This window comes from Micromonospora sp. ATLC16 (genome assembly GCF_057196645.1).
The window spans coordinates 46,780-72,457 of record NZ_JBXUOW010000018.1 but is presented as its reverse complement, the minus strand read 5'-3'; the positions used below and the strand labels follow the sequence as shown (position 1 = coordinate 72,457).

Annotated in this window: 19 protein-coding genes and 1 pseudogene; 16 read left to right on the top strand and 4 right to left on the bottom strand. The window is 71.0% G+C overall.

The features are described from left to right. Positions 1 to 169: 169 nt before the first annotated feature. A complete protein-coding gene (locus AC2CHE_RS10615; protein WP_484504725.1) occupies positions 170 to 1,051 on the top strand; it encodes a helix-turn-helix domain-containing protein in 882 nt (293 codons plus the stop codon). A gap of 4 nt (positions 1,052 to 1,055) precedes the next feature. Further along, a complete protein-coding gene (locus AC2CHE_RS10610) occupies positions 1,056 to 1,235 on the top strand; it encodes a DUF397 domain-containing protein (protein WP_484504749.1) in 180 nt (59 codons plus the stop codon). 96 nt (positions 1,236 to 1,331) lie between these two features. Here the strand turns inward: AC2CHE_RS10610 and AC2CHE_RS10605 are convergent, their stop codons facing one another. Next, positions 1,332 to 1,664, bottom strand: a complete 333-nt coding sequence (locus tag AC2CHE_RS10605; RefSeq protein ID WP_484504724.1) for a helix-turn-helix domain-containing protein — start codon at positions 1,662 to 1,664, stop codon at positions 1,332 to 1,334. After that, positions 1,661 to 2,014: a type II toxin-antitoxin system RelE/ParE family toxin gene (locus tag AC2CHE_RS10600; RefSeq protein WP_484504748.1), complete on the bottom strand. Its 354-nt coding sequence runs from the start codon at positions 2,012 to 2,014 to the stop codon at positions 1,661 to 1,663. The genes AC2CHE_RS10605 and AC2CHE_RS10600 overlap by 4 nt, the downstream gene beginning before the upstream one ends. A gap of 165 nt (positions 2,015 to 2,179) precedes the next feature. Between AC2CHE_RS10600 and AC2CHE_RS10595 the strand changes: the two genes are divergently transcribed. The 6 genes from AC2CHE_RS10595 to AC2CHE_RS10570 all read left to right on the top strand — a co-directional run bounded on the left by AC2CHE_RS10595 (position 2,180) and on the right by AC2CHE_RS10570 (position 11,373). Further along, a complete protein-coding gene (locus AC2CHE_RS10595) occupies positions 2,180 to 2,848 on the top strand; it encodes a Uma2 family endonuclease (protein WP_484504723.1) in 669 nt (222 codons plus the stop codon). Positions 2,849 to 2,948: 100 nt separating this feature from the next. After that, the gene (gene dxr, locus AC2CHE_RS10590; RefSeq protein ID WP_484504722.1) at positions 2,949 to 4,160 is read left to right on the top strand and encodes a 1-deoxy-D-xylulose-5-phosphate reductoisomerase; all 1,212 of its coding nucleotides are present in this window, start codon (positions 2,949 to 2,951) and stop codon (positions 4,158 to 4,160) included. Next, positions 4,160 to 5,410 carry a M50 family metallopeptidase gene (locus tag AC2CHE_RS10585; protein WP_484504721.1) on the top strand — a complete coding sequence of 417 codons (1,251 nt, stop codon included), beginning with the start codon at positions 4,160 to 4,162 and terminating at the stop codon, positions 5,408 to 5,410. The genes dxr and AC2CHE_RS10585 overlap by 1 nt, the downstream gene beginning before the upstream one ends. 9 nt (positions 5,411 to 5,419) lie before the next feature. Further along, on the top strand, positions 5,420 to 6,592 hold the full coding sequence (ispG, locus tag AC2CHE_RS10580; protein ID WP_484504720.1) for a flavodoxin-dependent (E)-4-hydroxy-3-methylbut-2-enyl-diphosphate synthase: 1,173 nt from the start codon (positions 5,420 to 5,422) through the stop codon (positions 6,590 to 6,592). Between the two features lie 70 nt (positions 6,593 to 6,662). After that, positions 6,663 to 7,502 carry a GNAT family N-acetyltransferase gene (locus AC2CHE_RS10575; protein ID WP_484504719.1) on the top strand — a complete coding sequence of 280 codons (840 nt, stop codon included), beginning with the start codon at positions 6,663 to 6,665 and terminating at the stop codon, positions 7,500 to 7,502. A 115-nt stretch (positions 7,503 to 7,617) separates the two neighbouring features. Continuing rightward, the gene (locus AC2CHE_RS10570; protein ID WP_484504718.1) at positions 7,618 to 11,373 is read left to right on the top strand and encodes an ATP-binding cassette domain-containing protein; all 3,756 of its coding nucleotides are present in this window, start codon (positions 7,618 to 7,620) and stop codon (positions 11,371 to 11,373) included. 208 nt (positions 11,374 to 11,581) lie between these two features. Here AC2CHE_RS10570 and AC2CHE_RS10565 read toward each other — a convergent pair whose 3' ends face one another. Beyond that, entirely contained in the window at positions 11,582 to 12,463 is an 882-nt protein-coding gene (locus AC2CHE_RS10565) for a DUF998 domain-containing protein (protein WP_484504717.1), read from the bottom strand. Further along, positions 12,456 to 12,734, bottom strand: a pseudogene (locus AC2CHE_RS10560) (glutathione S-transferase family protein); the annotation flags it as partial. The pseudogene AC2CHE_RS10560 and the gene AC2CHE_RS10565, both read right to left, overlap by 8 nt. A gap of 167 nt (positions 12,735 to 12,901) precedes the next feature. Between AC2CHE_RS10560 and pcaF the strand changes: the two are divergent. From pcaF to AC2CHE_RS10520, 8 genes are all read left to right on the top strand, one after another. Then, a complete protein-coding gene (pcaF, locus tag AC2CHE_RS10555) occupies positions 12,902 to 14,104 on the top strand; it encodes a 3-oxoadipyl-CoA thiolase (protein ID WP_484504716.1) in 1,203 nt (400 codons plus the stop codon). Between the two features lie 115 nt (positions 14,105 to 14,219). After that, positions 14,220 to 15,038 (top strand): SAM-dependent methyltransferase, encoded by an 819-nt coding sequence (locus tag AC2CHE_RS10550; RefSeq protein WP_484504715.1) that lies wholly within the window; start codon positions 14,220 to 14,222, stop codon positions 15,036 to 15,038. Between the two features lie 4 nt (positions 15,039 to 15,042). Then, on the top strand, positions 15,043 to 17,205 hold the full coding sequence (locus AC2CHE_RS10545) for a putative bifunctional diguanylate cyclase/phosphodiesterase (protein WP_484504714.1): 2,163 nt from the start codon (positions 15,043 to 15,045) through the stop codon (positions 17,203 to 17,205). Positions 17,206 to 17,277: 72 nt separating this feature from the next. Continuing rightward, the gene (locus AC2CHE_RS10540; RefSeq protein ID WP_484504713.1) at positions 17,278 to 17,778 is read left to right on the top strand and encodes a DUF456 domain-containing protein; all 501 of its coding nucleotides are present in this window, start codon (positions 17,278 to 17,280) and stop codon (positions 17,776 to 17,778) included. Positions 17,779 to 18,086: 308 nt separating this feature from the next. Then, complete coding sequence (locus tag AC2CHE_RS10535; RefSeq protein WP_484504712.1) at positions 18,087 to 19,451, top strand: glutamine synthetase family protein; 1,365 nt, start codon at positions 18,087 to 18,089, stop codon at positions 19,449 to 19,451. A gap of 201 nt (positions 19,452 to 19,652) precedes the next feature. Next, the gene (locus tag AC2CHE_RS10530; RefSeq protein WP_484504711.1) at positions 19,653 to 21,008 is read left to right on the top strand and encodes an aldehyde dehydrogenase family protein; all 1,356 of its coding nucleotides are present in this window, start codon (positions 19,653 to 19,655) and stop codon (positions 21,006 to 21,008) included. 2 nt (positions 21,009 to 21,010) lie between these two features. Then, on the top strand, positions 21,011 to 21,778 hold the full coding sequence (locus AC2CHE_RS10525) for a 3-oxoacyl-ACP reductase (RefSeq protein ID WP_484504710.1): 768 nt from the start codon (positions 21,011 to 21,013) through the stop codon (positions 21,776 to 21,778). 173 nt (positions 21,779 to 21,951) lie between these two features. Beyond that, positions 21,952 to 25,662, top strand: a complete 3,711-nt coding sequence (locus tag AC2CHE_RS10520) for a SpoIIE family protein phosphatase (protein ID WP_484504709.1) — start codon at positions 21,952 to 21,954, stop codon at positions 25,660 to 25,662. Positions 25,663 to 25,678: the final 16 nt, after the last annotated feature.

Below are 25,678 nucleotides of genomic sequence, written 5' to 3'. Positions count from 1 at the left end.
GGACGCCGGGATGAGGTTCGTGGGAGGCGTCCGCTCCGGCCGTGACCTGCCAGGGGGATTGGCTGGTCATCCACGATGGTCATTTCACTACTGGCCTGGCGCAATCTTTTGCGCGAGAATGCGAATCAAGGGATGAGGTGCCTTACGCGACAACAGCAGAGGAGATGACGTGGACGACCCGGGAAGCACCGTCCCGCGTAGGCAACTCGGCAGGTATTTGAGAGAACTTCGCGAAAACGCGCACGTGACTGTGGTCGCGGCGGCCAAGGAACTGGAATGGTCGACGCCGCGAATCTGGCGGTACGAAACCGGCCAGGTCCCCATGCACCCGAACGACGTGGAGGCCATGTGCCGGGTGTACGGCGCGACCCCCGAGACCATCCAGACCATGCGGTCGCTGGCCCGCGAAACCAAGGCGCACGGCTGGTGGCACAGCTACGGCGAGGCGATCGAGGACTGGTTCAAGCTGTACGTCGGCCTGGAAGCCGCCGCGACAAAGATCCGAAAGTACGAGGCCGACCTGGTACCCGGCTTGTTGCAGACGGTCGAGTACATGACTGAGGTCATCGCGACGAACCATCCGGATCTGACCCAGGCGGAACAGCAGGTCAAGGTAGATGTTCGACTGCGCAGACAACGTCTGCTGGCTCGGGCGGTGCCCCGCGCGCCCTACTACGACGTGATTCTCAGCGAGGCGGTGCTACGTCGGCCGCTGCGTGACCGGGCGGCGATGGCCCGGCAACTCGACGCGCTGGTGGTGGCGGGTCGACAGCACAACATCAAGATCCGGGTACTTCCGTTGGCCGCCGGGCTGTTCCGCTCGGCCGATACGGGCACCTTCACCATGCTCGATTTCCCCACCGACGTGCGGGAACCGGAGCCGACCACGATCTACATGGACGGTCCGTGCGGCGCGGTCTACCTTGACAAGCCGCACGAGATACGGACCTACGAGGAAGTTTGGCGCTCGCTCGGCGAGCGGGCGCTCGATGTCGATGACTCCCGTGAGCTGGTCACGGCGATCGCGAAGGAGATGACCCATGAGACGTGACGGAGTGTGGCGCACGTCGTCCCGGTCCGGCAGCGGTGAATGCGTCGAGGTGGCCGGCTCTGTCGACGCGGTCGGCGTACGCGACAGCAAGGACCGGCAGGGCGCGGAGCTGAGCTTCGCCGCGACAAGCTGGACCCGGTTCGTCGCCGCCACCCGCACGGGCCGCTTCACCCCCCGCACCTGAACTCGACGCGACGTGGTTCGGTGCCGGCGATCGCCGGCACCGAACTTGCCGAGCGGCAGGGACCCACATTCAGGCAGCGGGAATCGACGATACGGGTCAGGCGACGGTGAGGTGGATGTTCCCGATACGGGCGACGACATCGAGGTGTCCGCCGAGCCCCGCGACGTAGGCGCGGAGGGTCTCCAGGTTGGTCACTGTGCCGTTCTCGATCTGACTGATGCGTGCCTGCGACAATCCCGCAGCCTCGGCGAGTTGGGCTTGGGTCATGCCGAGCTGCTTCCGAATCTCGGCCAGCTGCGCGCCACTGACCGAGGCGAGCATCTGCTCTCGCATTCGGGTGCGCCGAGTGACCCGTTCGTCGGTGTCCCACTCGGGATCGACGGCTCGGGCCTTGTCCTTCACGTCGCGCCAGTTCCTTGCCTCGCTCATCGCTGCACTTCCTTCAGCCTTGTCAGATGCTCCTCGAAGCGGGCATCGGCCGTCGCTATGGCGCTTTGGTACCAGCGTTGCCACTGTCCAGACTTGTCGCCAGCGACGAGGAATACTGCCTCCCGGACCGGATCAAACGCGAAGATCATCCGGACCTCTGTGGAACCTGCCGAACCCGGTCGCAGTTCCTTCATGTGGTGGAACATGCTGCCCTTCAAGCGGTCCACCAACGGGCGGCCCAACGCCGGGCCGTGCTCGACGAGTAGGTCGAGAGCCTCGGAGACTAGGTCGGCGGTGGTGGGGTCGGTGCGGCAGAGGTCGAGGAACCATGCCTCGACCTCGGGGGCAATCTAACTTCCCACACGCCGGAAGTATAAGTCCCGCTTATTGCCTTGGTGCAGCGCCGCTGGACATTCTTTGGTGCCGGGGCGGACAGGTTGTGCGATGGCGTGCGGTGCGGACTGTGCTGGCTAGGCTGAGTTGAGCAAGATGTTCCGCTGAGGGGGTGAGCCCGGATGTCGCAGGCCGCGTACGTGCCCGAGCCGCCGTCCGACGGTGTCGAAGTCCGTCCCGCCGGGCCGTCGTTCGACGTGCTGCGGTGGCACGACGAGCCGTGGACCGCCCAGCTCGCCCTCGACCTGTTGCCGGAGACCAACGGCCCCAAGGTTGAGGTCCTGAGCGGAAGCGTGATCGTGACACCCCACGCCGGATATGACCACCAGGATGCCGAGCTAGACCTCGCGTACCTGTTGAAGCAGGCTGCCCGGAAGGCCAAGCTGTGGCTCTACGCGGAGGCGAACGTCGTCTCCGGGCAGGATCTGTTCATCCCCGACCTCGTCGTGCTGCGCGTTCCCGCAGGGGGGCGCACGACCATGGACATCAGACATGCCGTTCTGCTTGGCGAGGTCGTGTCGCCCGGCAACCGGCGTAAGGACATCATCGATCGTCCGCGCGAGTACGGTACGGCCGGCGTACCCTTCTTCCTCCGGGTCGACTTGCGTAACCGAGTCCCCACCATCGCACTGTTCGAGCTGACCGACGGCGAGTACCGACCGGTGGCCGCCGCTGCGGCCGGGAGCACCTTCGTGATGCGGGAGCCATTCGAGTTCTCGGTCGATCCGGGTGACCTGCTCGGCGAGGAAGCTCCGTTGGAGGACGAAGATGCCCCGCTCGGGGAGAGCTGACGGTAGCTGCTTCCTGTCAGCACAGGGGCCTCCGCTTCACCCGGGGCGTTAACAAGGTGCCCTGCCTCGCACTCAGCGGCAGTGCGTAACAATGGGCGGCGTGACGTCCCCCCGTGATCTCGTGCTGCTGGGTTGTACCGGGTCGATCGGTACGCAGGCCATCGACATCGTGCGGCGCAACCCGGAGCGGTTCCGGGTGGTGGCGCTGGGTGCCGGTGGCGGCAACATCGGGCTGCTCGCCGCCCAGGCGCTCGAACTCGGTGTCGACGTGGTCGGGGTGGCAAAGGCGTCCGCCGCGCAGGATCTCCAGCTGGCGTTCTACGCCGAGGCGAGTCGGCGTGGCTGGGCCAGCGGGGAGTTCAAGCTGCCCAAGATCGTGGCCGGGCCGGAGGCGATGACCGAGCTGGCGCAGTGGCCGTGCGACGTCGTACTCAACGGGGTGGTGGGGTCGCTCGGGCTGGCGCCGACGCTGGCGGCGCTGCGCGCCGGGCGTACGCTCGCCCTGGCCAACAAGGAGTCGCTGGTGGCCGGCGGCTCCCTGGTCAAGGGCGCGGTGACGCGGCCGGAGCAGATCGTCCCGGTGGATTCGGAGCACTCGGCGTTGGCGCAGTGCCTGCGCGGCGGCACCCGGGGCGAGGTACGCCGGCTGGTGGTGACCGCCAGCGGCGGGCCTTTCCGTGGCAGGCGGCGCGACGAGTTGACGACCGTCACGCCCGAGCAGGCCCTCGCGCACCCGACCTGGAACATGGGGCCGGTCGTCACGATCAACTCGGCGACCATGGTCAACAAGGCGTTGGAGGTGATCGAGGCGCACGAGCTGTTCGACGTGCCGTACGCCGACATCACCGTGATGGTGCACCCCCAGTCGGTGATCCACTCGATGGTCGAGTTCGTCGACGGGTCGACGTTGGCGCAGGCCAGCCCGCCGGACATGCGGCTGCCGATCGCGCTGGGCCTCGGCTGGCCGGACCGGGTGCCGGAGGCCGCCGCCGCCGTCGACTGGACCACCGCGCACACCTGGGAGTTCGCGCCGCTGGACGACGAGGCGTTCCCGGCGGTGGCGCTGGCCAAGGCGGCCGGGGAGGCGGGCCGGTGCCGGCCGGCGATCTACAACGCGGCGAACGAGGAGTGCGTGGCGGCGTTCGTCGCCGGGCGGCTGCCCTTCCTCGGCATCGTCGACACGTTGCAGCGCGTGTTGGAGGGGGCTCCCGATTTCGGTGAACCGGGTACCGTCGAGGACGTACTCGAAGCCGAGTCGTGGGCGCGCGCACACGCGCAGGAGATCATCGCTGCTGCGGTGGAAGGAGCTTGATGTCGTTCGCGTTCGGGGTGGTGCTGTTCGCCCTCGGCATTCTCATCTCGGTGAGCCTGCACGAGGCCGGGCACATGCTCACCGCCAAGGCCTTCGGCATGAAGGTCACCCGCTACTTCGTCGGCTTCGGGCCCACCCTCTGGTCGTTCAAGCGCGGCGAGACCGAGTACGGCCTCAAGGGCATCCCGCTCGGCGGCTTCTGCAAGATCGTCGGGATGACGCCGCAGGACGACGACGTCGAGCCCGGTGACGAGAAGCGCGCCATGTGGCGCTACCCGGTGTGGAAGCGCACCATCGTGATGTCCGCCGGGTCGGTCACCCACTTCGGGTTGGCGATCTTCGCGGCCTGGCTGGCCGCGATGACCTTCGGCCTGCCCAACCCCGACTTTCCCAGCACCGAGGAGCAGGTCCGCAACGAGCCGGCGGTGATCGCCCTCCAGGACTGCGTCCTGCCGGACACGACGTACCGGGCCTGCGAGACCGGTGACGCGCCGAGCCCCGCCGCTGCGGCCGGGCTCCAGGACGGCGACCGGATCACCTCGATCAACGGCACCCCGATCACCAATTACGGCGAGCTGCTGACCACCCTGCGAACCACCAGCCCGGGTGCCACCGCCCAGCTCGGGTACGAACGCGACGGCCAGCCCGGCATCGTCGATACGGTGCTGGCGACCACCAAGCGCCCACCGATCGACAACCCGGACGGGCCGGTCGGCGACGTCTCCGCCCTCGGCATCGGCCTGGTCATCAGCACCCCCGGCCTGGTCAGCTACGGTCCGGTGGAGGCGGTCGGCGCGACCAGCACCTTCATCGGCGACATGGCGGTGGCCACCGCGCAGGCGTTGCAGCGGCTGCCGGAGAAGATCCCCGCGCTGTGGACCGCCATCACCGGCGGCGAGCGGGACATCGACACCCCGATCAGCGTGGTCGGCGCCAGCGTCCTCGGTGGCGAGGCGGTCGCCAACAACGCCTGGGAAATCTTCATCATGCTGTTCATCTCGCTGAACTTCTTCATCGGGGTGTTCAACCTGCTGCCGCTGCTGCCGCTGGACGGCGGCCACATCGCCATCGCCTGGTTCGAACGAGCCCGCTCCTGGCTGTACGCGCGGCTGCGCAGGCCCGACCCAGGCCGGGTCGACTACTTCAAGCTGATGCCCTTCACGTACGTGGTGATTCTGATCGGTGGGGTGTTCACCCTGCTCACCATCACCGCGGACGTGGTCAACCCGATCACCCTCTTCCCAAAGTGAGTGCCTGAAGTGACCGCTGTCAGTCTCGGTATGCCGCCCGTACCGCCGCCGCCGCTCGCGCCCCGCCGGGCCAGTCGCCAGATCATGGTCGGGTCCGTGCCGGTCGGCGGTGGCGCGCCGGTGTCCGTCCAGTCGATGACCACCACGTTGACCGCTGACGTGAACGCCACCCTTCAGCAGATCGCGGAGCTGACGGCGTCCGGGTGCCAGATCGTCCGGGTCGCGGTGCCCAGCCAGGACGACGTGGAGGCGCTGCCGACGATTGCGAAGAAGTCCCAGATCCCGGTGATCGCGGACATCCACTTCCAACCGAAGTACGTCTTCGCCGCGATCGACGCCGGGTGCGCGGCGGTCCGGGTCAACCCGGGCAACATCCGCCAGTTCGACGACAAGGTCAAGGAGATCGCGGCAGCGGCCTCCGCCGTCGGTACGCCGATCCGGATCGGGGTCAACGCCGGGTCGCTGGACAAGCGGCTGCTGGCCAAGTACGGCCGGGCCACGGCGGAGGCGCTCGTCGAGTCGGCGCTGTGGGAGTGCTCGCTGTTCGAGGAGCACGGCTTCCGGGACATCAAGATCTCGGTGAAGCACAACGACCCGGTGGTGATGATCCGGGCGTACCGGCAGCTCGCCGAGCAGTGCGACTACCCGCTGCACCTGGGCGTGACCGAGGCCGGGCCGGCGTTCCAGGGCACCATCAAGTCCGCGGTCGCCTTCGGGGCGCTGCTGGCCGAGGGGATCGGCGACACCATCCGGGTGTCGCTGTCCGCGCCGCCGGTCGAGGAGATCAAGGTCGGCAACCAGATCCTGGAGTCGCTCGGCCTGCGCGAGCGGGGCCTGGAGATCGTCTCCTGCCCGTCCTGTGGGCGGGCCCAGGTGGACGTCTACAAGCTGGCCGAGGAGGTCACCGCCGGCCTGGAAGGGCTGCCGGTGCCGCTGCGGGTCGCCGTGATGGGCTGCGTCGTCAACGGTCCCGGTGAGGCCCGCGAGGCCGACCTGGGCGTGGCCTCCGGCAACGGCAAGGGGCAGATCTTCGTCAAGGGTCAGGTCATCAAGACGGTGCCCGAGGGGCAGATCGTGGAGACCCTCGTCGAGGAGGCGCTGCGGCTGGCCGACGAGATGGGCGCCGAGCTACCCGAGGAACTACGTGACATGATCCCCGGCCCCACCGTCACCGTGCACTGACCACGCGATCGGCTCGGTGGTGGTTGCGGTCCACCAACAGAAAGTGAACGAATCTGGCAGGCTGGTAACCGTGCTGACGGCGCCGGTGCGGCAAATCGGGGAATCGGAACGGCGTGCGGTCGAGCGGTTGCTCGATCTCGACCCGTTCGCGAGCGCGCAGGTCGCGGAGCGGGTCGCCGCGCGCGGGCTGGCCTGGTGGCGGGCCGAGGGCCGGGTCCTGGGGTACGGCTCCCGCCGCCACCTCGAATCCGTCTGTTGGCTCGGCGGCAACCTCACCCCGGTGCTGGCCGGCCCGCAGGCCATCGCCGCCTTCGCCGACCTGCTGGCCGGCGAGGAACGGCTCTGCTCCTCGATCGTCGGGCGCGCCGACGCCGTGCTGCAACTGTGGGAGCGACTCTCCGACACCTGGGGACCGGCCCGCGACGTACGCCCGAACCAGCCGTTGCTGGTCACCGACGCGCTGCCCCCGGTCCCCGTCGACCCGCAGGTACGCCGGGTGCGCAGCGGTGAACTCGACCGGCTCTTCCCGGCCGCCGTGGCGATGTACACCGAGGAGGTCGGCGTCTCCCCACTTGCCGACGACGGCGGGCGCGGGTACCGGCGCCGGGTCACCGAGATGATCCGCTCGGGTCGGGCGTACGCCCGCTTCGTCGACGGCCGGGTGGTGTTCAAGGCCGAACTGGCGGTCGTCACCCGGCGCACCGCGCAGGTCCAGGGGGTGTGGGTGGCACCCGAGTGGCGGGGGCGGGGCATTGCCACCGCCGCGATGGCGGCGGTGGTCGCTGACGCGCTGTCCCGGGTCGCCCCGACGGTCAGCCTGTACGTCAACGACTTCAACCTCCCTGCCCGACGCGTCTACGAGCGCTGCGGCTTCCGGCCGGTCGGCACCCTGGCGACCGTGCTGTTCTGAGCCGGCCCGCCGGAGATTCTCGTCACCCGCTCTGCCCCTGGCGAAAATCCGTTGAGCTGGGCGGTCGGGCGAAGCAGGCTGGAGACTCCGCCACCAGACCGGAGGAAACCGACGCATGCGCCTGCTCCGTGATCTGTGGGTCACCTCCGCGCGTCGGATGACCCTGGTGGTCTTCCTGATCCTGCTCGGCGGGATCGGCCAGGCGGCCACCGCCGCGCTCGCCGGGCCGGTGCTGCTGCACCGCTCCGTCGGGTTCTTCGTGCTGCTGTCGGTGGCGTTGGTCGCGGCGGTCGTCAGCGATCTGGTGGTCAGCCTGGTGATGGCCGGCGTGACCGCCGACTGGTCCGCCGACCTGCGTCGCCGGCTGTGCCGGGTGGCGCTGGGGCAGCCCGTGCCCACCCTGGAGACCACCCCGGTGGGGGAGATGCTCGACCGGATCGACGGCGACGTCTACGACGTCGCCTCCGGGGTGCGCGGTCCCGGCGTACGGCTGGCCCAGGCGCTGGCCGTCGGCCTGCTGTCCACGCTCGTCGCGCTCACCGTCTGGTGGCCGGCCGGGCTCGGCATGCTGCTGCTCTGCGTCCTGCTCGCGGTCACCCTGCGCCGTCCGGCCGCCCGGATCGCCCCGGCCCGGATGCACGAGGAGGCGGCCTGGTCGGACCTCGCGGCGGTGATGGAGGAGTCGATCCACGGCCAGGACGACGTACGCACGAGTCTGGCCCGGCCGTACGTGCTTCGCCTGTACGCCCGCCGGGCAGCCGAGGTGCTGCGCCGTGGCCTGCGGGTGTGGCAGATGTCGGCGCAGGTCAACACCGTCGCGGCCGGGGTGACCCGGGCCGGGGTGGCGGTGGTCGTGCTCGGCGGGGTGTGGGCGTTGACCACCGGCCGGGTCGACGCCGCCCGGATGACCGCGATCTGGCTGCTCGCGCTCTCCCTCGGCATGACCGTCGAACACGTCAGCCGAATGGTGCCGGAGGTGCAGTACGCCCTCGGCGCGTGGGGGCGGGTACAACTGCTCTCGGCCGCGCCGCAGGAACCCACCGGCGGTGCTGCCCCCAGCGACGGCGACCTGGTCATCCACGACCTCACCTACCGTTACCCGAGCACCGGCCCGGATGCCGATCGCGGTCCCGCACTGCGCGACATCGACCTGACCTTCGTGCGGGGCCGCTCGTACGCCCTGGTCGGCCGGACCGGATCGGGCAAGTCGACGCTGGCCAAGCTGCTCACCCGGGCGGTCGACGTGCCACCGGGGACGGTCCTGCTGGGCGGGCGCGACGTGCTCGACCTCGACGTGGAGCAGCTGCGCCGGTGGATCGCCGTGGTGCCGCAACGTACCGAGATCCTCGCCGGCACCCTCGCCGAGAATGTGGCGCTGTTCGACCCCGAACTGCTCGACGCCGCCGCCCGGGCCCTGGACGAGCTGGGGCTGGCCAACTGGATCGCGGAGCTGCCGGCCGGCCTGAACACCCGCCTCGGTGAGGGCGGCCACGTGCTCTCGGCCGGTCAGGAGCAGCTGGTCGCCTTCGCCCGGATCCTGGTCCGTGATCCACACGTGGTGATCCTCGACGAGGCCACCGCCCGGCTCGACCCGGTCACCGAGACCCGGGTGCAGCAGGCCACCGAGCGCCTGCTGCGCGACCGGATCGGCATCGTCATCGCCCACCGGCTGTCGTCGGTGAGCCGCTGCGACGAGGTGGTGGTGCTGGCCGACGGGGCGGTGATCGAGGCCGCGCCGCTGGCCGAGTCGCGGCGCTTCGCCGAACTCCTCGCGGCCGGCCACGCAGGTGGTGTCGCTGGCGACGTGGGCGACGCTGCCGGTCATGCGGATGGTGCTGCCGGCGACGCCGAAGTCGACCTGCTGGCCGGGTCGGGCTGGCCGCGACCGGAACCGGTCCTGGTCGGTGCCCACCCGGCCGACGCGGCGATCGCAGCCGACTCGGGCGACCCGAGAGGTCTGCTGGTCGCAGACATCCGGGCTCCCGGTCCGCCCCAGGCGAGTGATCCGCTGGCTGACGCCGTCCGGCCGGACCCGCCGGTCGGAGCCGTCGTACCTGCCACACCGGTGGTCGGACCCGAGCCGGTCGAGCCGGCGGAGGGCCGGGAGACCGGGGCAACCGAGGTGGGCGGACGTGAACTCGGCGGACCGCCACTCGACCAGAGGACGGGCGGCAGGGGCGATCAGCGAACCGCCTCCCGGGCGCGGACCCTGCGGGAGATCGGTCGGCTCTGCCTCAACGATCCCCGATACGGCGCGGCGGCGGTGGGCATCTTCACCGTGTTGGCGATCCTCGGTCTGGACGGGCCGGTGCTCGCCTGGCTCTGGGCCGACGTGGTCGACGGCACCGGCGACCCCTGGCTACCCGCACTGGGTATCGCGGCTGGGCTGATCATCGCCATCCCGGCGCACTACTGGACCCACCTGTGGTTCCCGGCCTGGTGGGTACGACAGATGCTGCGGATCAGCGCGCGTCTGGTGCACGGCCAGACCGGTCCGCGCCGGGTCAGCCGGCACACCCCCGCCGAGGTGGTGGCTCAGGGCGGCGACACCGAGCGGGTCGTCCAACTCGCCGACAACGTGCTCGACCAGTCCGTCGGCCTGATCCTGCTGGTCGCCATGACCCTGATCACCGACAGCGTGGTGCCGGGACTGTTCTTCCTCGGCACCATGGTGCTCTCCGGACTGGCCGCCACGGCGTTCGGGCCGAGGCTGGAACGGGCGGCACGGGACACCGTCGCCGCGCGGGCGGCCTTCGCCACCGCCCTGGTCTCGACCCTGTCGGCGGCGCGCACGGTGAAGCTGGCCGGGGCCACCCGACCGGTGCTCACCCACCTCGCCAACCTCGACACCGTACGCAGCGAACGGCAGCGCCGGGAGATCGCCGTGCAGGTCTGGGCGCGTTCCACGCCGGCAGTGGCCAGCGGGCTGTTCCCGATCGGCGTGTGGGCGTTGTTCCTGGCCGGCGGGCTCTCCGCCGGGGCAGCTCTGGTCGCGGTCGCCACGCTGGGCGCGGCCCGCTGGTTCGCCTGGACCACCGCTTCGTTGATCTCACAGGTGCCGTCGGCGCGGGTGTGGACCCGGCGGACGGCGGAGATGACCGGGATCGAGGCGTACTCGGCCCGGGTGCCCGGGGTCGACCTGGCCGCCGGCACGGCCCCGGTCCCGACGGTGCCTCCGCGTACCCCGCTGCGGCGGCTGGAACTGGTCGGCTTCGGCGTCCGGCACACCGACGGCACCGTCGCCGTACGCGACGTGGACCTCACCGTGGCACGCGGTCAACTGGTCCTCGTGGTCGGACCGGTCGGCTCGGGCAAGTCGTCGCTGCTGCGGGCACTCGCAGGCATCGCCCCGCACACCGGGTTGTTGACCTGGAACGACGAGCCGGTGACCGAGCCGGAGCTGTTCCTGCGCCCCAACCAGGTCGGCTACGTCGGTCAGCTGCCCCGGGTGCTCTCCGGCACGGTCGCCGAAAACATCACCCTCGGGCACCAGGTGGACGCCGCGCACGCGGTCAGCACCGCCCAGCTCGAACACGACCTGGCCGCCACCGGCAGCGGGCTCGGCCTGCTCATCGGGCACAAGGGCACCCGGTTGTCCGGTGGGCAGCTGCAACGGCTGGCGCTGGCCCGGGCGCTGGCGCCGCGTACCGAGCTGCTGGTGGCCGACGACGTCTCCTCTGCGCTGGACGTCACCACCGAGCTGGCGCTGTGGCAGGCGTTGCGGGACCGCGGTGTCACCGTGGTCGGCTCCACCTCGAAGCGGGCCGCGCTGGTACGGGCCGACCACGTGGTGGTGCTCGTCGCCGGCACGGTGGCCGCTCAGGGCCCCTGGCGTGATCTGGAACAGCGCTGGGGCCACCTGGCCGGCTGATCTGCCGTCGGGTCTCGGCCTGCGGCCCGCCTGCCGGTGATGCGGTCCCGTCCGCCGGCTGTGTGGGCCGTGCCGGCTGCCGACGATCGTGCGGCTGCCGCTGCCAGCTCGTCCGGCCACCGCCCTGCCGTGCCTCTCCGGTCGTTGCTCGGAGCGCGCCAACGAGCACGAGGCCCCTCCGGACAAGAGGAGTGTTCAAGCGAGTCGGTCACCGGTGCGGGGCGTCTCGCCGCCGTCCTGACGGGACCGATGGTCCGGTCGGCCACGGCGGACGGGTAATGCGCTTCGCAGGGGCGGCGGTCGGAGTCACGGCGGGCCGAGGCGCGGTCAGGACGAGGGCGGTGGCGAGACCCCAGAGTGCGGCCACCGCCAGCAGGAGCCGCTCCAGCACCCCGACCAGGGAACCCCGCCCGGCGAACAGCATGGCCAGGCCGACGGTGCCCGCGAGCGGTAGCGCGACGGTGGCCGCGAGGACGGCGATCCGGCGCAGCGGGCGTCGCGCCGTCGGGGCGAGGACGATGGTGATCATCGCGAAGACCACCGCTGCCGTGGCGGCGATGCTGGCCCCGCCGTGCACCAGGTCGGCAACGGTGGCCCGCTCGAACGGCGGCAACGGACAGCCGGTGCTGCAGGTCACCGCGCCGGACAGCAGCGTCCACAGACCGCTCGCGACGAGCAATCCGGCGGCGATCCGCAACCCTCGGTCGCCTTCTGGATCGCCGCACCACCTCGCCGCGATCCACCGCACGATCCCGGCGCGCGCCGCGCGCCCAAGGCCGCCGCCGCGAAGCTCGCCGTAGGTCGGCCGGGCGAAGTCGGTCCGGCACGCTCCCGCTGGGGTCGGCTCGGCCGGTTGCGCTTCGCCGGACCGCAGCGCGGCGGCCAGCAAGAGCAACGCCGTGGCCAAGGCGAACACGCCGATCCGGTACGTCCAGGCATAGCCGCTGCCGACGACACCGGCCTCGCTGACGTACCCGGTCGGGCCTGGGGCCGGACCGGCGACCACGGCGAGTGTCACCGCGGCCACCCCGACGCCGACGCAGGCGGCGGCGCCACCGGCGGCCAGCCGCGCCGGCGTTCGCTCAGCCACGCCCGTGCGGCGTCGTCCAGCCGCGCAGGTCCGGCCCGAGTGGGACGATCCCGGTCGGGTTGATCTCGTTGTGGGTGGCGTAGTAATCGAAGTGTCCGTGTTACGCCACATCGAAGCGGACCAGCGTGGTGAACAGCCCCTCGAACGCCTCGTCGTACGCCTGCTGGGTGGTGGCGAAGCCACATCGGTAGACGCCGTTGTTGACGTCCCGGTGGATCTCGGCCATCAACGCGTCCATCTCCGGACGCAGTTCGATCGGGTAGAGGTTCGGTTGGGTTGACGGACGAACGCGCCGCCGCCGCTGGTTTCCGTGCTGAACTGGGCCCGTACCATGCCCACAACCTATCCGCACCCGCCGGGGATATCCTGGCCGCCAGTCCCCGTGGACCCGGTGGACGCGCCCCCGCACCCCTTCCCAGACCCCCCGAAGGACTCGCGATGACCGTGGCATACCTGGTGGCCGGTGTCCGCACCCCGATCGGCCGATACGCCGGCGCGCTGGCCGGCGTCCGCCCCGACGACCTGGCCGCCCACGTGATCCGCGAGCTGGTCGCGCGGCACCCGTCGGTGGACTGGGCGCGTACCGACGACGTGGTGCTCGGCTGCGCCAACCAGGCCGGCGAGGACAACCGCAACGTGGCCCGGATGGCGGCGCTGCTCGGCGGGCTGCCCGAGCAGGTGCCGGGCAGCACGGTCAACCGGCTCTGCGGCTCCGGGCTGGACGCGCTGGCCACCGCCGCCCGGTCGATCGTGGCCGGCGAGGCGGACCTGGTCGTCGCGGGTGGCGTGGAGAGCATGAGCCGGGCGCCGTTCGTCATGCCGAAGGCGACCACCGCGTTCTCCCGGGCCGCCGAGGTGTACGACACCACGATCGGTTGGCGGCTGGTGAACCCGTTGATGGAGCGTGGCTGGGGCATCGACTCGATGCCCGAGACGGCGGAGAACGTGGCCGCCGAGTACGGCGTCGACCGGGCGGCGCAGGACGAGTTCGCGTACCGGTCGCAGTTGCGGGCCGCGAAGGCCCAGGCAGACGGCCGGCTAACCGAGGAGATCGTGCCGGTGACCGTGCCGGCGGGCCGGCGGGAGACCCGGCTGGTCGAGGTCGACGAGCACCCCCGACAGACCTCCCTGGAGAAACTTGCGGCGCTGCCCACCCCGTTCCGCGACGGCGGCACGGTGACCGCCGGCAACTCGTCGGGCGTCAACGACGGCGCGGTGGCGCTGCTGGTCGCCTCGGAGGCGGCCGTCGCCGCGTACGGTCTGACTCCGTTGGCCCGGGTGACCGGCACGGCGGCAGCCGGCGTGCCGCCCCGGGTCATGGGCATCGGGCCGGTTCCGGCGACCCGGCGGCTGCTGGACCGGCAGGGGCTGGCGCTGACCGACATCGACGTGATCGAGCTGAACGAGGCGTTCGCCGCCCAGTCCGTCGCGGTGCTGCGCGAACTCGGCCTGCCCGAGGACGCGGAGCACGTCAACCCCAACGGTGGCGCCATCGCCCTGGGCCACCCGCTCGGTGCCAGCGGTGCCCGGCTCGCGCTCACCGCCGCGTTGGAACTGCGCCGACGCGGTGGACGGCGGGCGCTGGCCACCATGTGCATCGGGGTGGGGCAGGGCATCGCGCTGCTGCTGGAGGCCGCCTGAGCCGCCGGTGCCGGCGGTGGATCAGGAAAAGGCCGTTGTGGATCTCCCCCCGCGCCGCGGACCCGCCTAGAGTGGTCAGCATCACGATCCACGGCGACGACGTGAGGTGCAGCCAGTGCAGAAGCCGGACGAACTCCCCGCTGAGATCGACCTCTCCCGGCCCAGCGCGGCGCGGGTGTACGACTACTTCCTCGGCGGTGCCCACAACTTCGACATCGACCGGCAACTGGCCGAGCAGATCGCGACCATGACGCCGAACCTGCCGGCGACCATGCGGGCCGGGCGGGAGTTCCTGCGCCGGGCCGTGCGCGCCCTGCTCGACGCCGGTATCGACCAGTTCCTGGACATCGGCTCGGGCATCCCCACGGTCGGCAACGTGCACGAGGTCGCCCAGGCCACGAACCCGAAGGCCCGGGTGATCTACGTCGACATCGACCCGGTCGCGGTGGCGCACAGCCGGGAACTGCTCGCCGGCAACGAGTCGACCGGCGTCATCCATGCCGACCTGCGCAACCCGGAACGGATCCTGGCCGAGGCGCACAAGCTCGATCTGCTCGACTTCGAGCGGCCGCTGGGCATCCTGCTCGCCGGGGTGGTGCACTTCTTGTCGGACACCGACCGCCCCGGTGACGTCCTGGCCACCCTGCGCGCGGCCGCCGCCCCCGGCAGCCACCTGGTCATCTCACACTCCACCTTCGAGGACCAGCCGCAGGAGATGCTGGACGCGCAACGACTGTCGGCGCGTACCGCCACGGAGATCACCCTCCGCTCGCGGGCCGAGATAACCGGGTTCTTAGGTGACTGGACCATTGTGGACCCGGGGGTGGTGCACATGGAGTTGTGGCGACCCGACTCACTGTCCGAGGTCACCGCCGACGGGCAGCGCTTCGGTGCCTTCGGTGGTGTCGCCCGGAACGACCGGCCCGCCGGCTGATCCGATGGCCGCCGTGGGTGCCGCCGGCGGGAACACCGTCGATCCGGCCGGTGCCCAGCGGTATGCCGCCGACTGGGCGCGGGCCGTACGCCGGCTCGGTTTCGTGCCGCTGAGCGCGGCCGAGACCGAGCGGCTGCTGCTCGGGTACACCGTCCGGCTGGCGGAGGTGCTGCTCTCCGCCGAGTCGCCGGCCTCGGCAGCGGAGGAGGTCGGGCGGTCACTTGTCGCCGCGCACCTCACCGAACCGGGAGTGATCGAGTGGTCGGTGCGTACGCTCGGCGAGCGGTTCCGGACCGAGGTGCTCGCCGCCGTGGCCGGGCGGCCGGGGCTGGACGAGCGGATCGCGGTGATGCAGGGTGCCCTCGCGGCCGGCTTCGCCCGCGCGTTGCGGGAGCGGACCTTCGTCCAGCAGGAGGGGATCGCCCGCGCCATGTGGCACGCGCGCGACGACGCCGAGGCGGCGCTGCGTGACAGCGAGGCCCGCTTCCGGGCGGTCTTCGACGGCGCGGCCATCGGCATCGGCATCGCCGGAGTAGACGGCACGATCATCGACGTCAACCACGCCTTCGCCGACATGCTCGGCTACTCGGTCGAGGAACTACGGCAGCTCAACGTGGCGTCGCTGTTCCACGCCGACGACGCGGCCGGCATGTGGGAGTTGTACCAGGAACTGATCGAGGGCAAGCACGACGCGGCCCGGGTCCAGAAGCGCTACCACCGCAAGGACGGCAGCGCCGTCTGGACCGACCTGGCCGTCTCGCTGATCCGGCACGACGACGGCCGGCCCCGGTTCACCGTGGCCGTGGTCGAGGACATCACCGCACGGTACGAACTCCAGCAGCGGTTGCGCTTCCAGGCGCTGCACGACCCGCTGACCGGCCTGCCGAACCGGACGCTGTTCTTCGACACGCTGGCCGGCCTGGTGGAGCAACCCGACGCGCCGGGCCGGGTCGGTGTCTGCTTCCTCGACCTGGACGGATTCAAAGCGATTAACGACAGTCTCGGGCACGCCCTCGGCGACCGGCTGCTCGTGATGATCGCCCGACGGCTGGCCGACTGCGTGGCCGAACAGGGCTATCTGGTCGCCCGGATGGGCGGCGATGAGTTCGTCATCCTGGTCGACGGGGTCGCCGCCGTCGAGGACGTGATCGCGGTGGCCGAGTCGGCCCTGGCCGCCGTCGCCGCGCCGGTGCGCGTCGGCGACCAGCAGCTCGCCGTCTCGGCGAGCATCGGCATCGTCGACTCGGCGGTCGCCGGCACCAGCGTGGTGGAGCTGATGAAGGCGGCCGACACCACCCTCTACTGGGCGAAGGCGGAGGGGCGTGACCGGTGGGCGGTCTACGATCCCGAGCGCAGCGCCCAGGACATCGCCCGGTCGGAACTGGCCGCCGGGCTGCCGGTGGCCCTGGACCGGGGCGAGTTCGTGCTGCACTATCAGCCGATCGTGTCCCTGCTGGACGGGCGCGTGCTGGCCGTCGAGGCGCTCGTCCGCTGGCAGCATCCGCAACTGGGACTTGTCGGTCCGGACCGGTTCATCGGGCTCGCCGAGGAGACCGGCCTGATCGTCCGTCTGGGCGAGTGGGTGCTGCGGCAGGCGTGCCGTGACGCCCAGCGGTGGCACACCGAATTTCCCGACGCCAGGCTGGTGGTGAGCGTCAACCTGGCCGCCCGCCAGGCCGACCGCCCGGCCATCGTGAACACCGTGGCCGATGCGCTGGCCAGCAGCGGTCTGCCGGCGGAACTGCTGCAACTGGAGCTGACCGAGAGCGCGGTGATGGGATCCGCCGGGGAGCCGCTGCGGACCCTGCACCGGCTCGCCGCGCTGGGCGTACGGCTGGCCGTGGACGACTTCGGCACCGGGTATTCCAATCTGGCGTACCTGCGCCGGCTGCCGATCACCTGCCTGAAGCTGGCCGGCCCGTTCGTGGAGGGAATCCGAGGCACCGAGCCGGCCGATGCCGACCACCGCGACGAACGCATCGTCGACGCGCTGGTGCGGCTGGCCCACGCGCTCGAACTGTGGGTCACCGCAGAGGCGGTCGAGACCGAGGCGCAGGCGGAACGGTTGCGGGCGCTGCGGTGCGACACCGCCCAGGGTCGGCTGTTCGGCCCACCGGGCCCGGCGGAGACGGTGGTGGCCCGATTGCGTGGCGACGAACCGCGATGATCAGACCGTGACCGTTCCGGGTACGAACGTGGCCCGTGGATCAGAGTCGAGGCGAGCGGATGGGGAGTCGACGTGGGGCTGACGGAAACCGGAACGGCGGTGTCGGTCGTCACCGCGCTGGCCATCCTCGCCGGGTTGGCCGGGGTGGTGGTGCCCGGCCTGCCGGCGCTGCCGTTGTGTTGGGGCGGCGTACTGGTGTGGAGCCTGTTCGGCGACGCCGGAGCCGGCCGGTGGCTGGTGCTCGCCGCCGCCACGCTGGTCGCCGTGGCCGGCACCGTGGTCAAGTACACCTGGCCCGGGCGGAACCTCAAGCGGGCCGGGGTGCCCACCACGTCGCTGCTGGCCGGCGCGGTGCTCGGGTTGATCGGCTTCTTCGTCATCCCGGTGGTAGGGCTGGTCATCGGCTTCGTCGGCGGGATCTTCGCGATGGAACGGCTGCGGCTCGGTGACACCCGACTCGCCTGGCCGGCGACCAAACGGGCGGTCGCCGCGGCGGGGCTGTCGATGCTTGTCGAGTTCCTCTCCGGGCTGGTGATCGGTGCTCTGTGGGTGGCCGGCCTGGTGATGGCCTGACCGAGGCGGCGCGGGGCGGAGTCAGGGTAGGGCGCGACGCCGTACCCGAGAGAGAGGTGACGCTTTCCCGCGCCGCCGCGGCGGCCGGGCCGTTCCGAGGGCCCGGTGGTCGGCCCGTCGCGATCGGGCCTGGTCACAGGCCCAAGGATGGGGTACGCGAGCCGCGCCGGCAACGCAATTGCGGATGGTCGGCCGATTTCGGCGGCCACGCCGGGCGGTTTGGCGGGGGATCGGATGGGGGTACGGGCGGAGCGTCTTATTGACGGTGATCGGCTCGGCCGGTAGACCTTGGTGATGGAGGCTCGCGGATGAGAAAGCCGCCGCTCACGTTGGAACAACTGCGGGTCGTCGTCGCCGAGGGCGAGATCGACACGGTGGTGCTGGCCCTGGTCGACATGCAGGGCCGGTTGCAGGGCAAACGGTTCCACGCCCCGTACTTCCTCGACCAGGTTGTCGGGCACGGCAGCGAGGGGTGCAACTACCTGCTCGCCGTCGACGTGGACATGAACACGGTCGACGGGTACGCGATGTCGAGCTGGGAACGCGGTTACGGTGACTTCGCGATGAAGCCGGACTTCGGCACCCTGCGCCGGGTGCCGTGGCAGCCCGGCACCGCGCTGCTCCTGGCCGACCTGGAGTGGTTGGACGGTGCCGGTCCGGTGATCGCCTCGCCACGGCAGATCCTGCGCCGGCAGTTGGACCGGCTGGCCGCGCACGGGCTGACCGCGTACGCCGGCACCGAGCTGGAGTTCGTGCTGTTCCGTGACTCGTACGAGCAGGCGTGGCAGCGCGGCTACCGGGAGCTGACCCCGGCCAACCAGTACAACGTGGACTATTCGCTGCTCGGTACCGCCCGGGTGGAGCCGCTGCTGCGCCGGATCCGCACCGAGATGGCCGGCGCGGGGCTGGTTCCGGAGAGCGCGAAAGGTGAGTGCAACCTCGGCCAGCACGAGATCGCCTTCCGTTACGACGAGGCGGTCGCCTGTGCCGATCATCACGTCATCTACAAGAACGGGGCGAAGGAGATCGCCGCCCAGGAGGGCATGTCGATCACGTTTATGGCCAAGCCGAACGAGCGGGAGGGCAACTCCTGCCACATCCACTTCTCGTTGCGTGACGCCTCCGGCGGCTCGGCGATGCTGGGCGACGGTCCGGCGCACCTGAGCCCGACCGGGCAGCGGGTGCTCGCCGGGCTGCTCGCCACGATGCGGGAGATGAGCCTGTTCTTCGCGCCGAACATCAACTCCTACAAGCGATACCAGCCGGGCTCGTTCGCGCCGACCGCACTGCGGTGGGGCACCGACAACCGCACCTGCGCGCTGCGGTTGGTGGGACACGGTCAGGGGATGCGGGTGGAGAACCGGGTGCCCGGTGCCGACGTCAATCCGTACCTGGCGATCGCGGCCCTGGTGGCGGGCGCGCTGCACGGTATCGAGAACGAGTTGGACCTGCCTGAGGAGTGCACCGGCAACGCGTACGACGACCCGAGCGCCGAACGCGTCCCGGGCACCCTCCGTGACGCCCTCACTCTGTGGGAAGGCTCGACGGTGGCCCGCGACGCCTTCGGCGAGGAGGTGGTGGCCCACTACGCCAACATGGCCCGCGTAGAGCTGGCCGCCTTCGACGCCGCCGTCACCGACTGGGAACTCACCCGTGGCTTCGAACGCCTCTAACCCCCCCCACCCCACCCCCCACCCCACCCCACCAACCCCCCCACCCCACCCCACCCCACCGCGATCATGCAGTTGTGGCGCCCGAAGGGGGCAGTAAGCGGCTTTTCTCCCGTGCCACAACTGCATGATCGGCGAAGAGTGGGTGGGCGAAGAGTGGGTGGGCGAAGGGTGATCGGCGAAGAGGGGGTGGGGTGAGGGTGGATGGGTGAGGTACGGGATCCGGCGCGAGGCACGGTGTTGCGGGAGGTGGCCGAGAGTTCCGTCGGGGACGTGGATGCGGCGATCGGGCGGGCGTCGCGGGCGTACCAGCGGTGGCGGCAGGTCAGCGCCGGGGACCGGGGGCGGTTGTTGCGGCGGTTCGCGGCGGTGGTGGACGAGCACCTGGAGGAGTTGGCGCGGTTGGAGGTGGCCAACGCCGGCCACACCATCGGCAACGCCCGCTGGGAAGCGGGCAACGTCCGGGATGTGCTGGACTACTACGCGGGGGCGCCGGAACGGCTCACCGGGCGGCAGATCCCGGTGCCGGGCGGGCTGAACGTCACCTTCCACGAACCACTCGGCGTGGTCGGGGTGATCGTGCCGTGGAACTTCCCCATGCCCATCGCCGCCTGGGGCTTCGCTCCCGCGCTCGCCGCCGGCAACACGGTGGTGCTCAAGCCCGCCGAACTGACGCCGTTGACCGCGATGCGGCTGGCCGAGTTGGCGGAGCACGCGGGTCTGCCCGAGGGGGTGTTCACCGTGCTGCCCGGGCGGGGCGAGGTGGTCGGCGAACGGTTCGTCAGCCACCCCGCCGTACGCAAGATCTGCTTCACCGGCTCCACCGAGGTCGGCACCCGGATCATGGCCGGCTGCGCGAGTCAGGTGAAGCGGTTGACCCTGGAGTTGGGCGGCAAGTCGGCGAACCTGATCTTCGCCGACGCCGACCTGGAGCGGGCCGCCGCCAGCGCGCCGTACGCCGTCTTCGACAACGCCGGCCAGGACTGCTGCGCCCGGTCGCGACTGCTGGTGCAGCGCGGGGTGTACGACCGTTTCCTCGAACTGCTCGAACCGGCGGTGCGGGCCTTCCGGGTGGGTGACCCGGCCGACGAGAGCACCGAGATGGGACCGTTGATCTCGGCCGGGCAGCGGGATCAGGTCGCCGGGTACGTCGACGGTTCGCGGGTGGCATTCATCGGCTCGCGGCCCGACGGCCCCGGCTACTGGCACGCGCCGACCGTGCTGCTCGCCGACTCGCCCGGCGACCGTCACTGGCGGGAGGAGATCTTCGGCCCGGTCGTCTCGGTGCTCCCGTTCGACGACGAGGCCGACGCCGTCCGGCTGGCCAACGACACCGAGTACGGTCTCTCCGGCTCGATCTGGACCCGCGACGTGGGCCGCGCGCTGCGGGTGGCCCGGGCCGTGGAGGCCGGCAACCTGAGCGTCAACTCCCACTCCTCCGTGCGGTACTGGACGCCGTTCGGCGGGATGAAGCGTTCCGGTCTGGGCCGGGAACTGGGGCCGGACGCCCTGCACGCGTTCACCGACGTCAAGAACGTCTTCGTCAGCACGGAGGAGTGAGCATGCCGGGACGGTTGCAGGACCGGGTGGCCGTGGTGACCGGGGCGGCCAGCGGTATCGGGCTGGCCACCGTGCGCCGGTTCGCCGCCGAGGGCGCCCGGGTGGTCTGCGTCGACGTGGACACCGAGGCCGGTCAGCGGGCCGCCGACGAGGTGAGTGGGAGTTTCGTCGCGGCGGACGTGGCCGACGAGACGGCGGTACGCGACCTCTTCGACGGGGTGGTCGAGCGGTACGGGCGGGTGGACGTGGCGTTCAACAACGCCGGTATCTCCCCGCCGGACGACGACTCCATCCTGGAGACCGGGCTGGACGCCTGGGAACGGGTGCTGCGGGTGAACACGACGAGCGTCTACCTGTGTTGTAGGCACGTCATCCCGCACATGCGCCGGCAGGGTCGGGGCTCGATCATCAACACCGCCTCCTTCGTGGCGTTGATGGGCGCGGCGACGTCACAGATCGCGTACACCGCGAGCAAGGGCGGTGTGTTGGCGCTCACCCGGGAGTTGGGCGTGCAGTTCGCCCGGGAGGGCATCCGGGTCAACGCCCTCTGCCCGGGGCCGGTGGCCACGCCGTTGCTGCGGGAGCTGTTCGCGGCCGATCCGGAGCGGGCCGCCCGCCGGCTGGTGCACGTGCCGATGGGCCGATTCGGTGAACCGACCGAGATCGCCGCTGCGGTGGCCTTCCTGGCCAGCGACGACGCCTCGTTCATGACCGCCGCACAGTTCGTGGTCGACGGGGGCATCACCGGCGCTTACGTCACCCCTCTGTGACTTCCTATGCGCGCAAGGTGAGGATTATTGCTCGGTCGGATCGCCACCGGCGCTCACCTGGAGCTGAACAGCGTCCCAACCGCCGAATGCGTTACGTTGCTGATCCGTCTGGGTAGAAGGCGGTCAGGGCATTTGGTGATCGGTAGCGGCGTGGACACGGCCGGGGAGGCTGCATGAACTCGGCCCATGGGGGCGTGGACGGTAGTCAGCCGTCCGCAGCGAAGAACGGAATGTCTCCGCTGCTCGCGGCGGCATTCGCGGGTGGCGGTGAGATGGGCGGCCTGTTGCGCGACCGCGACTGGTCGGCCAACCCGCTCGGTCCACCGGAGCGTTGGCCTACCTCGCTGGGCAACGCCCTCAGCACACTGCTCGCCTCGAAGGCGCAGATCGCCATGTTCTGGAGCGAGGACCTGCGTGCCTTCTACAACGACGCGTACCGGCCCACCATCGGCGACAAGCATCCCGCCGTGCTGGGCGAGCCTGCCCGGGAGCACTGGGTGGAAACCTGGGACGTGCTGGAGCCGTTGCTGACCGGGGTGCTGCGGAGCGGCGAGTCGTACCAGGCCCAGGACCATCACTTTCTGCTTGATCGGCACGGCTTCGTGGAGGATGTCTACTTCGACGTCTCGTACGATCCGATCCGCGACGTGAGCGGTGCGATCAACGGGGTGCTCTGCATCTGCAGCGAGACCACCGGGCGGGTGCTCAGCGAACGCCGGCTGCGGGCGTTGGCCGAACTCGGCTCGGAACTGGCCGATCCGGTCGACACCGACGAACTCGGCCGGGTCGCGGCGGCGGTGCTCGACCGGCATCGAGCCGACGTCCCGCTCGGGCTGTTCTACCTGCGGGACGGCGAGGGACACCTGCGCCTGGCCGGAGCCAGTGGCGCCGCGACCGTCCCGGCCGAGCTGCCCACCCGGCTGCTTGAGGTGGCCGCGACGGGCGTCGCAGGGACGGTGGCCGTCGCCGATCTACTCGGCCAGGTCCCGCCCGATGCCGCCGACGAGGCGGTGGTGCTGCCGATCAGCGCGACCAACGACCCCGCGGGGTTGCTGGTGCTGGGAGTGGCCCGGCGGCTGCCGCTCACCGAGGACTACCGCACGTTCTGCGAGTTGGTCGCCGCACAGATCTGCCGGGCGGTCGGCAAACAGCGGGCGTACGAGCAGGAGCGGGCCCGAGCCGCCGAGCTGGCCGCCCTGGACCTGGCCAAGACCAACTTCTTTGCCAACGTGAGCCACGAGTTCCGTACCCCGCTGACCCTGGTGCTGGGCCCGCTGGAGGACCTGCTCGCCGACCCGGCGCTCAGCGAGGACCACACGCAGCGGCTGACCGTCATGCACCGCAACGCGTTGCGGTTGCTGAAGCTGGTCAACACGGTGCTCGACTTCTCGCGGTTGGAGTCCGGGCGGCTGGTGGCGAACTACGAGCCCACCGACCTGGCCGGGTACACCTCCCGGTTGGCCAGCACGTTCCGTTCCGCGAGCGAGCGCGCCGGGCTGCGGCTGGCGGTGGACTGTCCTCCGTTGCCGGAGCCGGTCTTCGTCGACCCGGACATGTGGGAGAAGATCGTTCTCAATCTGATCTCGAACGCCCTGAAGTTCACCTTCGAAGGAGAGATCAGCATCCGGGTCCGCGCGGCCGATGGCACCGCTCGTCTCGAGGTCTCCGACACCGGGGTGGGCATCGACGCGCGGGAGTTGCCGCACGTGTTCGAGCGGTTCCACCGGGCGCCGGGAGTCCGCTCCCGCAGTCACGAGGGCACCGGCATCGGCCTGGCCCTGGTGCGGGAGCTGGTCGAGATGCATGGCGGCCGGGTCAGCGCCACGAGCCAGATCGACGTTGGCAGCACCTTCGTGGTCACCATCCCGTTCGGTGCCGGGCACCTGCCGGCCGACCGGTTGGCCGAGGTCGATCACACCGAGCGCGAGCCGCGGCAGGCCCCGCTCTTCGTCGCCGAGACCGTCCAGTGGACCGCCGGTCCGGTGGCTGCCGCGTCCCGCCCGGCGCCGGCCGGCACCGCGACCGTGCCGGATGCCGACGTCTCGACGGAGCGGGGATCCCGGCCGCTCAGCACCGCGCCCGCCGGCCGGGTGCTGGTCGTCGACGACAACCCCGACCTGCGCGAGCACGTCACCCGGTTGCTCATGCCCATTTGGGAGGTGAGTACCGCCGCCGACGGGGTGGAGGCGCTGCGGCTCGTCACCGAGAGGGCCTTCGACCTGGTGCTGACCGACGTGATGATGCCGCGCCTGGACGGCTTCGGGCTGGTCGCCGCGCTGCGCGCGGATCCGCGTACCCGGTACGTGCCGATCGTGCTGCTCTCGGCCCGCGCCGGTTCCGCCGAGGAGGTGGCCGGGTTGTCGGTGGGTGCCGACGACTATCTCACCAAGCCCTTCTCCGGGCAGGAGCTGACTGCCCGGGTCCGGGCCAACATGGCCCTCGGCCAGCTGCGTAACCAGATCATCCGCCGGCTGCGTGCCCTCGCGGACGCGGCGGTCGCGGTCAACACCGCCCGATCCACCGCCGACGTGCTCCAGGTCGCCGCCCGCCATGCGTTGAGTCTCGCCGAGGCCGTCCGGGTGGTGGTCTCCGTCGGCGGCGCGCGCTACGAGGCCGACGCCGGTGGGGCCAGCAGCGTCGAACCGTCCTTCGTCCTGCCGTTGATTGGGGCGGCCGACCAGCCGCTCGGCGAGCTACGGGTGTGGCATCCGGCCGCCGAGAGCGCCGACGCCGACGAGGCCGCGTTGACCCAGCTCGCCCGCCTGGTCGGAGCACGTTTGGAGAACGCACAGCTCTACGAGACCGAGCACCGCATCGCCACCACTCTCCAGCACAGCCTGCTGCCCCGCACCCTGCCCCAGTTGCCCGGTGCCTTGGTGGCCAGCCGCTACCTGCCCGGCAGCGCGGACGTCGAGGTGGGCGGTGACTGGTACGACGTGGTTGCCCGGGACGACGACGAACTCGTGCTGATCATCGGTGACGTGGTCGGCAAGGGAGTGCCGGCGGCAGCGGCGATGGGTCAGCTCCGCAACGCGCTGCGCGCGTACGTGCTGGAGGGTTTCGACCCGGGTGAGTCGTTGACCCGGCTGAACCGGCTGGTGGGGTCCACCGATTCACGCTCGTTCGCGACGGTCTTCTGTCTGTGGTTCAGCCCCCGCACGGGTCGGCTGCGCTACGCCAGCGCCGGGCACCCGTCGCCCCTGCTGATCCAGGGCGACGACGTGGCGTTCCTGCACGGCCGGGCGCTCGGGCCGCCGGTCGGTGCCATCGTGGGCACCCAGTACGAGACCGTCTCCGGCGAGCTGCGGGCCGGCGACCGGCTGCTGCTCTACACCGACGGCCTGATCGAGGACCGACAGGTCGGCATCGACGAATCGCTGGCCCTGTTGCGCGCCGACGCGGCCCGCTCCGGTGAGCACGTGGCCGACCTGATCGACGCGGTGGTGGCACGGGTCGCCGGCCGGCCCCGACGGGACGACGTCGCGGTCCTGGCCCTGGAGGCGGTCGAACTCAACCGGTTCGCGCTGCGGCTGCCCGCCGATCCGACCCGGTTGAGCTTGCTGCGCAAGCGGCTGGAGGACTTCCTGGTCGCGCACCGGGTGGGCGAGACGGACCTGTTCGACCTGACCGTGGCGGTTTCCGAAGCAGCGGCCAACGCCATCGAGCACCCGGTCGACCCGGCGGAGCCGGTGGTGGAGGTTGCGGTACGGGTCGAGGACCGCACGGTGGTGGCGACGGTGTCGGACAGCGGGCGGTGGCGCGAGTCGACCGGGTCGGGTTTCCGGGGTCGCGGGCTGTCGCTGATCCGGGCACTCGGGGATCTCTCGGTCGAGCACACGCCGCAGGGGACACGGGTCACCCTGCGTCGGGAGCTGAGCGAGTAGCCGCGCGCCGGTCGGG

Coding starts and splice junctions, on each gene's coding strand:
- AC2CHE_RS10605 (WP_484504724.1), bottom strand. CDS start 1,664: ATGAGCGAGGCAAGGAACTGGCGCGACGTGAAGGACAAGGCCCGAGCC.
- AC2CHE_RS10595 (WP_484504723.1), top strand. CDS start 2,180: ATGTCGCAGGCCGCGTACGTGCCCGAGCCGCCGTCCGACGGTGTCGAA.
- AC2CHE_RS10585 (WP_484504721.1), top strand. CDS start 4,160: ATGTCGTTCGCGTTCGGGGTGGTGCTGTTCGCCCTCGGCATTCTCATC.
- AC2CHE_RS10570 (WP_484504718.1), top strand. CDS start 7,618: ATGCGCCTGCTCCGTGATCTGTGGGTCACCTCCGCGCGTCGGATGACC.
- pcaF (WP_484504716.1), top strand. CDS start 12,902: ATGACCGTGGCATACCTGGTGGCCGGTGTCCGCACCCCGATCGGCCGA.
- AC2CHE_RS10545 (WP_484504714.1), top strand. CDS start 15,043: ATGGCCGCCGTGGGTGCCGCCGGCGGGAACACCGTCGATCCGGCCGGT.
- AC2CHE_RS10535 (WP_484504712.1), top strand. CDS start 18,087: ATGAGAAAGCCGCCGCTCACGTTGGAACAACTGCGGGTCGTCGTCGCC.
- AC2CHE_RS10530 (WP_484504711.1), top strand. CDS start 19,653: ATGGGTGAGGTACGGGATCCGGCGCGAGGCACGGTGTTGCGGGAGGTG.
- AC2CHE_RS10525 (WP_484504710.1), top strand. CDS start 21,011: ATGCCGGGACGGTTGCAGGACCGGGTGGCCGTGGTGACCGGGGCGGCC.
- AC2CHE_RS10520 (WP_484504709.1), top strand. CDS start 21,952: ATGAACTCGGCCCATGGGGGCGTGGACGGTAGTCAGCCGTCCGCAGCG.